Origin of the sequence: Pseudomonas morbosilactucae, from assembly GCF_023241665.1 — a bacterium.
Taxonomy (GTDB): Bacteria; Pseudomonadota; Gammaproteobacteria; order Pseudomonadales; family Pseudomonadaceae; genus Aquipseudomonas; species Aquipseudomonas morbosilactucae.
In genome coordinates this window covers 39,136-55,247 of the sequence record NZ_JALQCX010000011.1, presented here as the reverse complement: position 1 = coordinate 55,247, position 16,112 = coordinate 39,136, and the positions used below count along the sequence as shown (strand labels likewise).

Annotated in this window: 4 protein-coding genes and 1 pseudogene; 4 read left to right on the top strand and 1 reads right to left on the bottom strand. The window is 64.7% G+C overall.

Features of this window, described 5'->3' with window-relative positions:
* Positions 1–173 precede the first annotated feature (173 nt).
* From M1B35_RS06775 to M1B35_RS06765, 3 genes are all read left to right on the top strand, one after another.
* Entirely contained in the window at positions 174–797 is a 624-nt protein-coding gene (locus tag M1B35_RS06775) for a TetR/AcrR family transcriptional regulator (RefSeq protein ID WP_123328176.1), read from the top strand.
* Positions 798–918: 121 nt separating this feature from the next.
* On the top strand, positions 919–1,713 hold the full coding sequence (locus M1B35_RS06770) for a substrate-binding periplasmic protein (protein ID WP_123328175.1): 795 nt from the start codon (positions 919–921) through the stop codon (positions 1,711–1,713).
* Positions 1,714–1,723: 10 nt separating this feature from the next.
* Positions 1,724–2,077: a hypothetical protein gene (locus M1B35_RS06765; RefSeq protein WP_268261560.1), complete on the top strand. Its 354-nt coding sequence runs from the start codon at positions 1,724–1,726 to the stop codon at positions 2,075–2,077.
* A 10-nt stretch (positions 2,078–2,087) separates the two neighbouring features.
* Here the strand turns inward: M1B35_RS06765 and M1B35_RS06760 are convergent.
* A pseudogene (locus M1B35_RS06760) lies at positions 2,088–2,635 on the bottom strand (RNA polymerase factor sigma-70).
* A gap of 374 nt (positions 2,636–3,009) precedes the next feature.
* Between M1B35_RS06760 and M1B35_RS06755 the strand changes: the two are divergent.
* Entirely contained in the window at positions 3,010–16,038 is a 13,029-nt protein-coding gene (locus tag M1B35_RS06755) for a non-ribosomal peptide synthetase (protein ID WP_268261559.1), read from the top strand.
* Positions 16,039–16,112 lie beyond the last annotated feature (74 nt).

Sequence of the window (16,112 nt, the reverse complement as noted above, 5' to 3'; positions counted from 1 at the left end):
GGAAAAACAACTGTGGCGAGACTACCAAGCAAGCGCTTGGTTTGTAAACGAGCAAACTATCTTCAACCCGAGCGCTTGCTTGGTCGCCCCCAGCGGCTTAAATTGCGCGCGCCGGCCGCCTGTTTTCAGGGGCTTTGCTGCACTATTGATTGAGTGAATGTAGGAGAACAGCCGTGGACGAGCAAAAAGCCTTGCAGGTAGTCAGCGAGCTGATCGCCAACGGACAACTGACCGATCCGGACAGCGCCCGCGGCAAATTGCTGCAAACCGCCGCCCACCTGTTTCGCAACAAGGGCTATGAACGCACCACGGTGCGCGACCTGGCGAGCGCGGTGGGGATTCAGTCGGGCAGCATCTTCCATCACTTCAAAAGCAAGGACGACATCCTGCGGGCGGTGATGCAGGAAACCATCCTCTACAACACGGCCCTGATGCGCGCCGACCTGGCCGAGGCCGGCAGTGTGCGTGAACGGGTATTGGCGCTGATTCGCTGCGAGCTGCAATCGATCATGGGCGGCAGTGGCGAGGCCATGGCGGTGCTGGTCTACGAATGGCGCTCGCTGTCGTCGGAAGGGCAGGCCGCCGTGCTGGCGCTGCGGGATATCTATGAGCAGATCTGGCTGCAGGTGCTGGGCGAAGCCAAGGACGCGGGGTTTATCAAGGGGGACGTGTTTATCACGCGGCGCTTCTTGACCGGCGCCCTGTCCTGGACCACCACCTGGTTTCGCCCCCAAGGCAGCCTGACCCTCGAGCAGTTGGCCGATGAAGCCTTGACCCTGGTGCTCAAGCAAGGCTGAGGCCGCCCGCGTCAGGCAAAGTGCCAACGCGCTAATTCTTCAGCATAAAGTTGTCGAAGTGGACGAAAACGCCTAGCTTAGTCGCATTCCCCCTTTCCCTGGTTTGAGGTGCGGTGCCTTGATGTCTTCGCCTAGGCGTACGGCGTTGCCACTGTTGATGCTGGCACTGACGGTTCTATGGGGTGGTTCGGCTTCTGCAGCGCAGTTGGTGCGAGTGGCTGCGGCACATTTCCCGCCTTACACCGTGCGCCCCGAGCAAGGGGCGGACACCGGCTTGCTGCCGCAATTGGTCGAGGCGCTCAACGCCCTGCAGAGCGACTATCAGTTTGTGCTGGTGCCGACCTCCATCCCCCGACGTTTTCGCGACTTCGAGCAGGGCCGGGTCGACCTGGCGATCTTCGAGAACCCGGCCTGGGGTTGGAAGAACATCCCCCACAGCAGTGTCGACATGGGTCTGGAAGACGCTGAAATCTTTGTCGCCCATGACCAGCCCGGTCGCCAGCAAGACTATTTCAACGAACTCAAAGGCAAGCGATTGGCACTGTTCAGCGGTTATCACTACGCGTTCGCCGATTTCAACGCCGACCCCAAGTACCTCGCCGACAGCTACAACGCCACCCTGACCTATTCCCACGACAGCAACCTGTTGATGGTCCTGCGGGGGCGGGCAGACATGGCCCTGGTCACCCGTTCCTACCTCAGCGAATTTCTCGTGGCCAACGCCGATGAGGCTCGGCAGTTGCTGATCTCTGAGCGCATCGACCAGATCTATCACCACTACGCGCTGCTGCGCCCCAAGGCGCCGATCAGCGCCGCAGCCTTTGCTCAATTGCTCCAAGGGCTGCGCGATAACGGGCAGATGCTGAAGATCTTCGAGCCTTACCGCATTGCAGTGATGCCCGTTCCCCCAGGCTAAATTTTTGCCCATGGCTCACGTCATTGGATTAAGTACCGATGATGATTTCTCGAGTCCCGCCATGTGCCTTCCCGAGTCGCCAAGCGCCGTCCTGTCCTCTTCCAATGCTGAGCAAATGGCCGGCTGGCTGGCGGCTATGGTGCATGCGTTGTGCCTGGATCCGGCGGCCACGGCAGCACCCGCCGCTGACCCGCCGGTGGTGGGGCCAGCCGCGTGCAACCAGTGCCTTTACTGCCAGAAAGAATTCGATTTTCCACACAAGCGTGCGGCCCTGCTGATCCTCGCCCGCGAAGGTGGGCGGGCGATGGCGGGAACGCAGACGCCCCGCATCGTTGATGTGGCGAACCAGTGTGCTCTGGGTTAAGCGGGGTGTTTCAGCGGCGGGCGAAGGTATCGCCGCGGGTGCCGGACACTTTGCGGCAATGAATCAGGGCATCCCGAATCATGAAGTTCACCAGGGTCGGGGAGACCCCCAGTTCCTTGGCAATGTCCTTTTGCGGGACACCGTGCAGGCGGTACATCTCGAACGCATAGCGGGTGCGGCTGGGCAGCTCGGTCAGCGCATCGGCGATGTGTTCCAGGGTTGAGAAGTTCATGTGGGAAGTTTCAGGTGATGCACCGTGAACGACCACGTTCAAACCCTCCTCTTCCGTCCCCGAATACTTTTGCTCCAGGGCCTGCTTGCGGTAGTGATCGATCGCCAGGTTGCGCACGATCTGGAACAGATAGCTGAGCTGGGCCTTGAAGGATGAGGTGATCTGCGGCGCCGATTGCAAGCGGAAGAACGCGTCCTGCACCACATCCTCGGCACGGGAACGCAGCCGGTGATGCGGGCTGCGATTTTGACCAGGATCAGTCGATTGTCGACAAAGGCCTGGAGTAACGGTGAGTCGCACCTGCTTGTGGATACTTGTTCCGTCATGGAATTCACCTTGCTGCAAAGAGGTAAGTGGGACGACAGGAAAATCGGAAGCGTCCTACACATCGAGCGACAAATTAGGTTGAATGATAATGATTGTCAATTGAGAAAGAGAATTAATGCTCCAGTCGAGTGCAGATTGAGAACCACTGCTCGTCCGTGTGCGTGAGGGCGACCTGGAAGGGGAGGATGCAGACTAATTATTTCAAGACGTCATCCGTTCTCATTGGTGAAAGGTTCCGGGCCAAAAGCCCCGCCGCGCAGCCTGTACAAAGCCTTGGGTGAGTAATCAAGGCTTTGTTTTTTAAGGGATTATTTCCTGCGTGGTGCCCTGGATCCCGATACCAATGGCATGCACTCTCCTGGCAGGAAACCCCATGACGGACGCGTTCGAACTCCCCAGCACCCTGGCTCAAGCCCTTCAACGCCGGGCGGCGCAAACCCCCGACCAAGTGGCCTTGCGCTTCCTTGCCGAAGAGCAGGAACAGAACGTGGTGCTCAGCTATCGGGATCTGGATCTGCGTGCGCGGACCATCGCCAGTGCCCTACAGGCCAATGCCCAGGTGGGCGATCGCGCGGTGCTGCTGTTCCCCAGTGGGCCGGACTATGTCGCCGCGTTTTTTGGCTGCCTGTACGCCGGGGTGATTGCGGTGCCGGCCTATCCGCCGGAGTCCGCCCGTCGCCACCATCAGGAACGCCTGCTATCGATCATGGCCGATGCCGAACCGCGCTTGCTGCTGACCAGCAGCGCGGTGCGCGAAGCCTTGTTGCAGATGGACGAACTCAATGCCCAGGACGCACCGCAACTGCTCTGCGTCGATGCCTTGGAAGCCAGCCTGGCCCAGGCCTGGGTCGAGCCGACGCTGCAAGCGGATGACATCGCCTTCCTGCAATACACCTCCGGCTCCACCGCCTTGCCCAAGGGTGTGCAAGTCAGCCACGGCAACCTGGTCGCCAACGAACTGTTGATCCGCCGCGGCTTTGGCATTGATCTCAACCCTGACGACGTGATCGTCAGCTGGCTGCCGCTGTACCACGACATGGGCCTGATTGGCGGCTTGCTGCAACCGATCTTCAGCGGCGTGCCTTGCGTGTTGATGTCGCCGGCCTACTTCCTGGCCCGGCCAGTGCGCTGGCTGGAGGCGATCAGCCAATACGGCGGCACCATCAGCGGTGGTCCCGACTTTGCCTACCGCCTGTGCAGCGAGCGGGTCAGCGAGTCGGCCCTGGAACGCCTGGACCTGAGCGGCTGGCGCGTGGCCTATTCGGGCTCCGAACCGATCCGCCAGGACACCCTGGAGCGTTTTGCCGAGAAGTTCGCCCCGTGCGGTTTCACCTCGAACAATTTCTTTGCCTCCTACGGCCTGGCCGAAGCCACCCTGTTTGTCGCCGGCGGCACCCGTGGCCAGGGCATCCCCGCCCTGGGCTTGGACGATCAGGCCCTGGCGCAGAACCGCGCCGAGCCGGGAAGCGGCACGGTGATGATGAGCTGCGGCACCAGCCAGCCGGAACACGCGGTGTTGTTGATGGACCCGGCCAGCCTCACGGAACGGGCGGACGGCCAGGTCGGCGAAGTCTGGGCCGCCGGCCCGAGCATCGCCCTGGGCTACTGGCGCAACCCTGAAGCCACCGCCAAGACCTTTGTCCAGTATGCCGGGCGCACCTGGTTGCGCACCGGCGACCTGGGCTTTATCCACCAGGGCGAGGTGTTTATCACCGGGCGCCTCAAGGACATGCTGATCGTTCGCGGCCACAACCTGTATCCCCAGGACATCGAGCAAACCATCGAGCGCGAAGTGGAAGTGGTGCGCAAGGGCCGGGTCGCGGCCTTCGCCGTGCAGGAGCAGGGCCATGAAGGCATCGGCATCGCCGCGGAAATCAGCCGCAGCGTGCAGAAAATCCTCTCCCCCGAAGCGCTGATCAAGACCCTGCGCCAGACCGTGGCCGAGGCCTACCAGGAAGCGCCGAGTGTGGTGGTCCTGCTTAACCCGGGGGCGTTGCCGAAAACCTCCAGCGGCAAGTTGCAGCGTTCCGCCTGCCGCAACCGCCTGGCCGATGGCAGTCTCGACAGCTACGCGGTATTTCCCGATCGCCAGGCCTCTTCAGCGCCGGCCACCGCGCCCTCGGGCTCGGCCTTGCAGGAGCGCATCGCGGCTATCTGGTGCGAGCAATTGCAGGTGGAGCAGGTGGCGGCCGACGACCACTTCTTCCTCCTGGGCGGCAACTCCATTGCCGCGACCCAGGTCCTGGCGCGCCTGCGTGAAGACTTGGGCCTGGAGCTGAACCTGCGCCTGTTGTTCGAGGCCCCGACCCTTGAAGCCTTCAGTGAACAGATCGCACGTCAGCAACAGGATGGCGGCCAGGCCCAAGGCGATATCCAGGCCCTGGCGCGCCAGCAACCCTTGCTCCAATCCCTGGCCCAGAACCGTCTGTGGATCACCTGGCAACTGGACCCGCACAGCCACGCCTACAACATTCCCGGCGGCCTGCGCCTGCGTGGCGAGCTGGATGAACAGGCCCTGCGTGCCAGCTTCCAGCAACTGATCGAACGCCACGAATCCCTGCGCACGCGCTTCTTCGAACGCGACGGCCACGCCTTGCAGCAAGTGGATGCAGCGGCGGAATTCAACCTGCAAGTCATCGACCTCAGCGACCTGCCGCCAGCCGAGCGTGAGGCTCGGGCGCAGCAGATTCGCGAACAGGAAGCCCGCACCCAGTTCGACTTGGAAAAAGGCCCGCTGTTGTGGGTGACCCTGGTGCGCCTGGACGAGGACGAGCATCAGTTGCTGGTGACCTTGCACCACATCATTGCCGACGGCTGGTCGCTGAATGTCCTGATCGACGAGTTCTCGCGATGCTATGCCGCAGCCTCCCAGGGCCAGTCCCTGGAACTGGCGCCCCTGGCCCTGCAATACGCCGATTACGGCAGTTGGCAGCGCCAATGGCTGGCCCAGGGCGAAGGCCAGCGGCAACTGGCCTATTGGCAGCAGCAACTGGGGGATGAGCTGCCCGTGCTCGACCTGGCCACCGATCACCCGCGTTCGGCGCAAGTGCAACGCAGCGCCGCCCGCCATAGCCTGCGCCTGAGTGCGAGCTTGAGCCAGGCCGTTCGCCAGACCGCCCAGGCCCATGACGCCACGCCGTTCATGCTGCTGCTGGCGGCCTTCCAGAGCCTACTGCATCGCTACACCGGCCAGGGCGATATCCGCATTGGCGTGCCCAATGCCAACCGCCCACGCCTGGAAACCCAAGGCCTGATCGGCTTCTTTATCAACACCCTGGTGCTGCGCGCCGAGCTGGACGGGCGCCTGCCGTTTGCCGAGTTGCTCGGCCGTACCCGTGAGGCGGCCCTGGGTGCCCAGGCCCATCAGGACCTGCCTTTCGAACAACTGCTGGAAGCCTTCCCCCAAGGCCGTGAACAGGGCCTGTTCCAGGTCATGTTCAACCACCAGCAACGGGACCTCAGCGCCTTGCGCCGCCTGCCGGGCCTGCTCGCCGAAGAGCTGCCGTGGCACAGCCGCGAAGCCAAGTTCGATCTGCAACTGCATAGCGATGAAGACCGCAACGGCCGTCTGAGCCTGGCGTTCGACTACGCCGACGAGCTGTTCGAGGCCACCACCATCGAGCGCCTGGCGGAGCATTTTGTCAGCCTGCTGCAACAGGCCTGCGAACGCCCGGACACGGCCCTGGGCGATCTGCCCTTGCTCAGCGCCGCCGAGCACACCCAGCAACAGGGCTGGAGCGTGGCACCCGCAGCGCCTGCCAGCCAGTGGCTGCCCGAGTTGCTCAATGAGCAACTGCGCCTGACCCCGGAGCGCACGGCGCTGGTCTGGGACGGTGGGCAACTGAGCTTTGCCGAATTGCACGCTCAGGCCAACCGCCTGGCCCATTACCTGCGGGACAAGGGCGTCGGCCCTGATGTGTGCGTGGCCATCGCCGCCGAGCGCTCGCCGCAACTGTTGATTGGTTTGCTGGCGATCATCAAGGCCGGCGGCGCTTACGTGCCCCTGGACCCGGATTACCCCGCCGAGCGCCTGGCTTACATGCTCAACGACAGCGGCGTCGAACTACTCCTGACCCAGACCCACTTGCTGCCCCAACTGCCCCAGGCCGAAGGTGTCAGCGCCATCGCCATGGACAGCCTCAAGCTCGACAGCTGGCCGAGCCACGCGCCGGGCCTGCACCTGCAGGGGGACAACCTGGCGTATGTCATCTACACCTCCGGTTCCACCGGCCAGCCCAAGGGCGTGGGCAACACCCACGGCGCCTTGAGTGAGCGCCTGCAATGGATGCAGAGCCGCTACGCCCTCAATGACAGCGATGTGCTGATGCAGAAGGCGCCCATCAGCTTCGACGTGTCGGTGTGGGAATGCTTCTGGCCGCTGATCACCGGCTGCCGCCTGCTGCTGGTGGCGCCGGGAGAACATCGCGACCCCCATCGCATTGCCCAGTTGGTGCAAGCCTATGGCGTGACCACCCTGCACTTTGTGCCGCCGCTGTTGCAGCTGTTTGTCGACGAGCCCCTGGCTGCCCAGTGCGCTAGCCTGCGTCGGGTGTTCTCCGGCGGCGAAGCCTTGCCCGCGCAATTGCGCAACCGCCTGCTGGAGCACTTGCCCCAGGTACAATTGCACAACCGCTACGGCCCGACGGAAACCGCGATCAACGTCACCCATTGGCACTGCCGCCCAGAAGACGGCGAGCGTTCGCCCATCGGCCGGCCTCTGGCCAACGTGATCTGCCGCGTGCTGGACGCCGAGCTCAACCCGGTTCCGGCCGGTGTGCCCGGCGAGCTGTGCATCAGTGGCCTGGGCCTGGCCCGGGGTTACCTGGGCCGTCCGGCGCTGACCGCCGAACGTTTTGTCGTGGACCCCTTGAGTGAAGAGGGCGCGCGCCTGTACCGCACCGGTGACCGTGCGCGTTGGAATGCTGACGGCGCCCTGGAGTACCTGGGCCGCCTCGACCAGCAGGTCAAACTGCGCGGCTTTCGTGTCGAACCCCAGGAAATCGAGGCGCACCTGCTGGTCCAGGACGGCGTGGCCCAGGCGGCTGTATTGGTGCGCGAGAGCGCGGCCGGCCCACAGTTGATCGGCTACTACACCGCCCAGGACTCGAGTGAAAGTGAAGAGGCGCAAAACAGCCGCCTGAAAACCGCCCTGGCCGCCGAACTGCCGGAGTACATGGTGCCGGCGCAATTGCTGCGTCTGGACGCAATGCCCCTGAGCCCCAGCGGCAAGCTGGATCGCCGGGCCCTGCCGGAGCCGCAATGGCAGGTACGTGAGCACGTCGAGCCGGTCACCGCGCTGGAGCAGCAGATCGCGGCTATCTGGCGTGAAGTGCTGGGCCAGCAGCGCATCGGCCTGCGGGACGACTTTTTTGCCTTGGGCGGCCACTCCTTGCTGGCCACCCAGATTATTTCCCGCACCCGCCAGGCTTGCGATGTGGAGCTGCCGCTGCGGGCCTTGTTCGAGGCCAGCGAGCTGGGCGACTTTGCCGAGCAGGTGCGGCTGATCCAGGCTGCCGGTCAGCGCAACAGCCAACTGCCGATCGCCCAGGTGGATCGCAGCCAGCCAGTGCCGTTGTCCTATTCCCAGCAGCGCATGTGGTTCCTCTGGCAGATGGAGCCCGACAGCCCGGCCTATAACGTCGGCGGCATGGCGCGCTTTACCGGGGCACTGGATGTCGCGCGCTTCGAAGCGGCCCTGCAAGCCCTGATCATGCGTCACGAAACCCTGCGCACCACGTTCCCCAGCGTCAACGGCGTGGCCCGTCAGCAAGTGCATGGGCAAACCGGCCTGCGCATGGACTGGAAGGATTTTTCCGCTCTGGACGTTGCGGCCCGTGAACAACGCCTGCAGCAGTTGGCGGACAGCGAAGCGCACACGCCCTTCGACCTGGAAACCGGGCCGCTGCTGCGCGCCTGCATGGTCAAGGCTGGCGAGCAAGAGCATTACCTGGTGCTGACCTTGCACCACATCGTCACCGAAGGTTGGGCCATGGACATCTTCGCCCGGGAGCTCAGCGCCCTGTACGAAGCCTTTATCGATGAGCGCGAGTCGCCCCTGGCACCGCTGCCGGTGCAGTACCTGGATTACAGCGTGTGGCAGCGTGAGTGGCTGGAATCCGGCGAGCGTCAGCGTCAGCTCGATTACTGGACCGGGCAACTGGGCCGCGAACACCCATTGTTGGAATTGCCCAGCGACCGCCCACGACCGCCGGTGCAAAGTCACCAGGGCGAACTGTACCGCTTTGATCTGAGCGACGATTTGGCGGCCCGGGTGCGGGCCTTCAACGCCCAGCATGGCCTGACCCTGTTCATGACCATGACCGCGGCCCTGGCCGTCTTGCTCTACCGCTACAGTGGCCAGACCGACCTGCGCATCGGCGCGCCGGTGGCCAACCGTATCCGTCCGGAAAGTGAAGGGCTGATCGGGGCCTTCCTCAACACCCAGGTGCTGCGTTGCCAGCTCGACGGGCAGATGAGCGTCGGCCAGTTGTTCGACCAGGTCCGCCACACCGTGATCGAAGGCCAGTCCCACCAGGACCTGCCCTTCGACCACTTGGTGGAAGCCCTGCAGCCACCGCGCAGCGCCGCGTACAACCCGCTATTCCAAGTGATGTGCAACGTTCAGCGCTGGGAGTTCCAGCAGAGCCGGCAACTGGCGGGCATGCGTGTGGAATACCTGGTCAACGACGCCCGGGCCACCAAGTTCGACCTCAACCTGGAAGTCACCGACCTGGATCATCGCCTGGGTTGCTGCCTGACCTACAGCACCGACCTGTTCGACGAACCACGCATTGCCCGCATGGCCGGCCATTGGCGCAACCTGCTGGAGGCGTTGCTGGCCGATCCGCAGCAGCGCCTGTGCGAACTGCCATTGCTCGACAACGCCGAACGCCAGAGCCTGCTCGACAGCCTGGGCCGCGAGCCGGGCGAGCATCGCCTTGACCAGTGCATCCAGCGCTTGTTCAGCGAGCAGGCCCGGGTGCGCCAGGATGCCCCGGCCCTGACCTTTGCAGGGCAGACCCTGAGCTACGCCGAACTCGAGCGTCGGGCCAATCGCCTGGCCTGGATGCTCCGTGAGCGCGGCGTGGGCCCGCAAGTGCGGGTCGGCCTGGCCCTGGAACGCTCCCTGGAAATGGTCATCGGCCTGCTGGCGATCCTCAAGGCCGGCGGCGCGTACGTGCCCCTGGACCCGGAATACCCCCTGGACCGCCTGCACTACATGATCGAAGACAGCGGCGTTGGCCTGCTGCTCAGCGACGCGGCGATGTTCAGCGCCCTGGGCGACCTGCCGGCCGGTGTCGGCCGCTGGTGCCTGGAAGAGGATGGCGCGCTGCTGGCCGGCTACCCGAGCGACGAGCCGTCATTCATCAGTCTGCCCCAGCACCAGGCGTACCTGATCTACACCTCGGGTTCCACGGGCAAGCCCAAGGGCGTGGTGGTGTCCCAGGGTGAAATCGCCATGCATTGCCAGGCGGTGATCCAGCGCTTCGGCATGCGCCCGGACGACTGTGAGCTGCACTTCTACTCCATCAACTTCGACGCCGCCACCGAGCGCCTGCTGGTGCCGCTGCTCAGTGGCGCCCATGTGGTGCTGCGCGCTCAAGGGCAGTGGGACGCCGAGGAAATCTGCCAGTTGATCCGCCAGCATGGGATCAACATCCTCGGTTTTACCCCCAGCTATGGCAGCCAATTGGCCCAATGGCTGGCGACCCAGAACCAGACCCTGCCGGTGCGCATGTGCATCACCGGCGGCGAGGCCCTGACCGGCGAGCACCTGCAGCGGATTCGCGCGGCCTTTACGCCGAGCCTGTTCTTCAATGCCTACGGGCCGACCGAAACCGTGGTCATGCCCCTGGCCAGCCTGGCGCCCGAGCAGTTGGCGGACGGCGTGGCCAGCGTGCCCATCGGCACCGTGGTGGGGGCTCGGGTGGCCTACATCCTGGATGCCGACCTGGCCCTGGTTCCCCCAGGCGCCACCGGCGAGCTGTTTGTCGGTGGAGCGGGCCTGGCCCAGGGTTACCACCAGCGGCCGGGCATGAGTGCCGAGCGCTTTGTCGCTGACCCGTTCAGTGCCGACGGCGGCCGCCTGTACCGTACCGGCGACCTGGTGCGCCAATGCGCCGACGGCCAAGTGGAATACATCGGCCGGGTTGACCACCAAGTGAAAATCCGCGGCTTCCGCATCGAACTGGGGGAAATCGAAACCCGCCTGCTGGAGCATGAGGCGGTGCGTGAAGCGGTGGTGCTGGCCCTGGACATGCCGGGGGGCAAACAGCTGGCCGGCTACCTGGTCAGCAACGTGGCCGAGGCCGACGAGGCACAACAGTCCGCCCTGCGTGAAGCACTCAAGGCCCAGCTCAAGACCCAACTGCCGGACTACATGGTGCCGACGCACCTGTTGCTGTTGGCCAGCATGCCGCTGACCGCCAACGGCAAGCTGGACCGTCGGGCCTTGCCGATGCCGGACCCAAGCCTCAATCGCCAGCAATACGTGGCGCCGAGCAACGAGTTGGAGCAGACCCTGGCGCGCGTCTGGTGCGAGGTGCTGAACCTGCAGCAGGTCGGCCTGCATGACAACTTCTTTGAATTGGGCGGCGACTCGATCCTGTCGATCCAGGTGGTCAGCCGGGCACGCCAGTTGGGCATTCATTTCAGCCCGCGGGACCTGTTCCAGCACCAGACCGTGCAAACCCTGGCCGCCGTGGCCAGTCGCAGCCAGCAGGTGAGCGCCGAGCAAGGCTTGCTCAGCGGCGAATCGGCCCTGACACCGATCCAGCACTGGTTCTTCGACAGTGCCATCCCCGAACGCCAGCACTGGAACCAGGCGTTGCTGCTGGAGCCGACCCAACCCCTGAACGCTCAGCACCTGGAACAGGCACTGTTGGCGGTGCTGGAACAGCATGACGCCCTGCGCCTGCGCTTCACTGAAGAGCAGGGTGCCTGGCGGGCCGAGCACCAGCCGCTGAACGATGCACCGTTGTTGTGGCAAGTACGGGTGCCGAGCCTGGCTCACTGCACCGAGCTGTTCGCCGATGCCCAGCGCAGCCTCGACCTGGAACACGGGCCGCTGTTGCGTGCCGTGCTGGCAGACGGGCCTGAAGGTGAGCAACGCCTGTTGATCGCGATTCACCACCTGGTGGTCGATGGCGTGTCCTGGCGGGTGCTGCTGGAAGACCTGCAAACGGCTTACCGCCAGTTGCAGGCGCAGCAGCCGTTGAGCCTGCCGGCCAAGACCAGCGCCCTGCGGGACTGGGCGGCGCGCTTGCAGGCCTATGCCGGCAGCGAGTCGCTGCGTGAAGAACTGAGCGGCTGGCAGGCGCAGTTGGCGGGCCCGAGCCTGGTGCTGCCGTGCGAGCGTCCGCAGGGCGGCCGGCAACACAAACACGCCCACAGCCTTAGCGTGACCCTGGACGCCGAGTACACCCGGCAACTGCTGCAACAGGCCCCGGCGGCTTACCGCACCCAGGTCAATGACCTGCTGCTGACCGCCCTGGCCCGGGTGCTGTGCCGCTGGACCGGGCAAGCGTCGGCATTGATCCAGCTTGAAGGCCACGGCCGCGAAACCCTGTTCGATGACATCGACCTGACCCGCAGCGTCGGCTGGTTCACCAGCGCCTATCCGCTGCGCCTGACTCCACTGCAGATTGAAGAAGCGGCCGGGCAGGGCGCCTCGATCAAGGCCATCAAGGAGCAACTGCGCGGCGTGCCGCACAAGGGCCTGGGCTATGGCGTGCTGCGCTACCTGGCCGACGACCTGTGCCGGCAGACCCTGGCGGGCCTGCCGGCGGCGCCGGTGACCTTCAACTACCTGGGCCAGTTCGACCAGAGCTTCGGCCAGGACGCGCTGTTCCGGCCCCTGGACGAGCCAGTGGGTGCGGCCCATTCGCCGGACGCGCCGTTGCCCAACGAACTCAGCGTGGACAGCCAGGTGTATGGCGGCGAGTTGGTGCTGCGCTGGACCTTCAGTGCCGAGCGTTTCGACATCCAGACCATCGACGATCTGGCCCAGGCCTACCTGGGCGAGCTGCAAGGCCTGATCAGTCATTGCCTGAACGACGAGGCCGGTGGCCTGACGCCGTCGGACTTCCCCTTGGCACGCCTGACCCAGCCGCAGTTGGACGCCTTGCCGGTGCCGGCGGCGCAGATCGAAGACGTCTACCCGCTGACGCCGATGCAGGAAGGCATGCTCTTGCACACCTTGCTGGAACCCGGCACCGGCCTGTACTTCATGCAGGACCGCTACCGCATCAACAGCGAGCTGGACCCGGAGCGTTTCGCCCAGGCCTGGCAAGCGGTGATCGCCCGTCACGAAGCACTGCGCGCATCGTTCTGCTGGAACGTTGGCGAAGACATGCTGCAGGTTATCCACAAGCCGGGCAGCACGCCCATCGAGTACCTGGACTGGACGGCGGTGGCCGAGGCCGAGCAGGAACCCAAGCTGCAAGCCTTGCTCAAAAGCGAGCGCGAAGCCGGTTTCGATTTGCTCAACCAGGCCCCGTTCCACCTGCGGCTGATCCGGGTCGGCGCGGCGCGCTACTGGTTCATGATGAGCAACCACCACATCCTCATCGATGCCTGGTGCCGCTCGTTGCTGATGAATGACTTCTTCGAGCTGTACACCGCTCTGGGCGAGGGGCGCGAAGCGCAACTGGCCGTGCCGCCGCGCTACCGTGACTACATCGGCTGGCTGCAACGCCAGAGCCTGGCCGAGGCGCGCCAGTGGTGGCGCGACAACCTGCAAGGCTTCGAGCGTACTACGCCGATTCCGAGCGACCGACCCTTCCTGCGGGAACACGCCGGCGACAGCGGCGGCATGGTGGTGGGCGACCGCTACACTCGCCTGGATGCCCGGGACGGCGCGCAACTGCGCGAGCTGGCCCAGCAGCATCAACTGACCATCAACACCTTCGCCCAGGCAGCTTGGGCCTTGGTATTGCGCCGCTTGAGCGGTGATCGCGACGTGCTGTTCGGCGTCACTGTGGCCGGGCGTCCGGTGGACATGCCCGAGATGCAGCGCACTGTGGGCCTGTTTATCAACAGCGTCGCCCTGCGGGTGCAATTGCCGGAAGACGGTCAGCGTTGCAGCGTGCGCCAATGGCTCAGCGCTTTGCTGGACAGCAACATGCAGCTGCGCGAGTACGAATACCTGCCGTTGGTGGCGATCCAGGAAACCAGCGAACTGCCCAAGGGCCAGCCGCTGTTCGACAGCCTGTTCGTGTTCGAGAACGCACCGGTTGAAGTCTCGGTGCTGGACCGTGCGCAAAGCCTGAATGCCACCTCGGATTCCGGTCGTACCCACACCAACTTCCCGCTGACCGCGGTGTGCTACCCGGGGGACGACCTGGGCCTGCACCTGTCCTACGACCAGCGTTATTTCGACGAGTCCACCGTGGAACGCATGCTCGGCGAGTTCAAGCGCCTGCTGCTGGCCCTGGTCCAGGGCTTCCACGGCGACATGGCCGACTTGCCGCTGCTGGGTGACGAGGAGCAGGACTTCCTGCTGCATGGCTGCAATCAGAGCGCGCATGAATACCCGTTGGAGCGCAGCTACGTGGAGCTGTTCGAAGCCCAGGTGGCGACTTATCCACAGCGCATCGCCGCCAGTTGCCTGGACCAGCACTACAGCTACGCCGAGTTGAACCGGCGCAGCAACCGCCTGGGCCATGCCTTGCTGAGCAAGGGCGTGGGCTTCGACCAGCCGGTGGCCCTGCTGGCCGAGCGCGGCCTGGACCTGCTGGGCATGATCATCGGCAGCTTCAAGGCCGGGGCCGGTTACCTGCCCCTGGACCCGGGCCTGCCGAGCCAGCGCCTGGGGCGCATCATCGAGCTGAGCCACACACCGATGCTGGTGTGCACCGAAGCCTGCCGTGAACAGGCGCAGGCCCTGCTGGACGAGTTTGGCTGTGCCGGCCGGCCACGCTTGCTGGTCTGGGATGAGGTGCAGAACGGCGACTATGCCGAGGACAACCCTGGCCGCTACAGCGCCCCGGACAACCTGGCCTACGTGATCTACACCTCCGGTTCCACCGGCCTGCCCAAGGGCGTGATGGTGGAGCAGCGCGGCATGCTCAATAACCAATTGAGCAAGGTGCCGTACCTGCAACTGAGCGAGGCCGATGTAATCGCCCAGACCGCGTCCCAGAGCTTCGATATTTCGGTCTGGCAGTTCCTTGCCGCACCGCTGTTTGGCGCTCGGGTGGACATCGTGCCGAACACCATTGCCCACGATCCCCAGGGCTTGCTGGAGCATGTGCAGGCTCAGGGCATCAGTGTGCTGGAGAGCGTGCCGTCGCTGATCCAGGGCATGCTGGCACACGAGTCGATTCCCCTCGACGGCCTGCGTTGGATGTTGCCCACCGGCGAGGCGATGCCACCGGAACTGGCTCATCAGTGGCTGCTGCGTTATCCACAGATCGGCCTGGTCAACGCCTATGGCCCGGCGGAGTGCTCGGACGACGTGGCCTTCTACCGTGTGGACCTGGCGTCGACCCGTGGCAGTTACCTGCCGATTGGCACCCCCACCGACAACAACCTGTTGTACCTGGTGGACGGTGCCCTGGACCTGGTGCCCCTGGGCGCCGTCGGTGAACTCTGCGTGGCCGGCACCGGGGTCGGGCGCGGTTATGTCAGCGACCCGTTGCGCACCGCCCAGGCCTTTGTGCCGAACCCGTTCGGTGCGCCGGGTGAGCGTCTGTACCGCAGCGGCGACTTGGCACGGCGTCGCAGCGACGGTGTGCTGGAGTACGTCGGGCGTATCGACCATCAGGTGAAAATTCGCGGCTACCGCATCGAACTGGGTGAAATCGAAGCCCGCCTGCACGAGCAACCGGAAGTCCGTGATGCGGCGGTGGCGGTGCAGGAAGGGGTCAACGGCAAGCACCTGGTGGGGTACCTGGTGGAGAGCCAAGGGGCCGGCGAATCGGGCCTGAGTGCCAGCGAGCGACTGGAGCGCATCAAGCAGCGCCTGCGCGCCGAGCTGCCGGAATACATGGTGCCGCTGCATTGGCTGTGGCTGGAGCGCTTGCCCCTCAACGCCAACGGCAAGCTCGACCGCAAGGCCCTGCCGGCCCTGGAGATCGGCCAGTTGCAAAGCCAGGACTACCAGGCGCCGAGCAACGAGCTGCAGCAGACCCTGGCCGACATTTGGGCCGAGGTGCTCAAGGTCGAGCGGGTCGGGGTGCACGACAACTTCTTCGAGTTGGGCGGGCATTCGCTGTTGGCCACGCAGATCGCCTCGCGGGTGCAGAAAACCCTGCAACGCAACGTGCCCCTGCGGGCCATGTTCGAATGCAGCACGGTGCAGGAGTTGGCCGAGTACATCGAGGGCCTGGGGGACAATGCCATCAGTGAGGAAAAGGTCGACCGCCTGAGCGACCTGATGGCCGAGTTGGAGGGCTTGTAACGGCCGGCGTCGGCTTGCCGGTGCTAAGGGCTCCAAACCCTCTGCTATGATCGCGCCCGGCCCAGGTCCAAGTA

Excerpts from the sequence above, each read along its gene's own strand:
- M1B35_RS06770 (WP_123328175.1), top strand. The coding sequence starts at position 919 with ATGTCTTCGCCTAGGCGTACGGCGTTGCCACTGTTGATGCTGGCACTG.
- M1B35_RS06765 (WP_268261560.1), top strand. The coding sequence starts at position 1,724 with ATGGCTCACGTCATTGGATTAAGTACCGATGATGATTTCTCGAGTCCC.
- M1B35_RS06755 (WP_268261559.1), top strand. The coding sequence starts at position 3,010 with ATGACGGACGCGTTCGAACTCCCCAGCACCCTGGCTCAAGCCCTTCAA.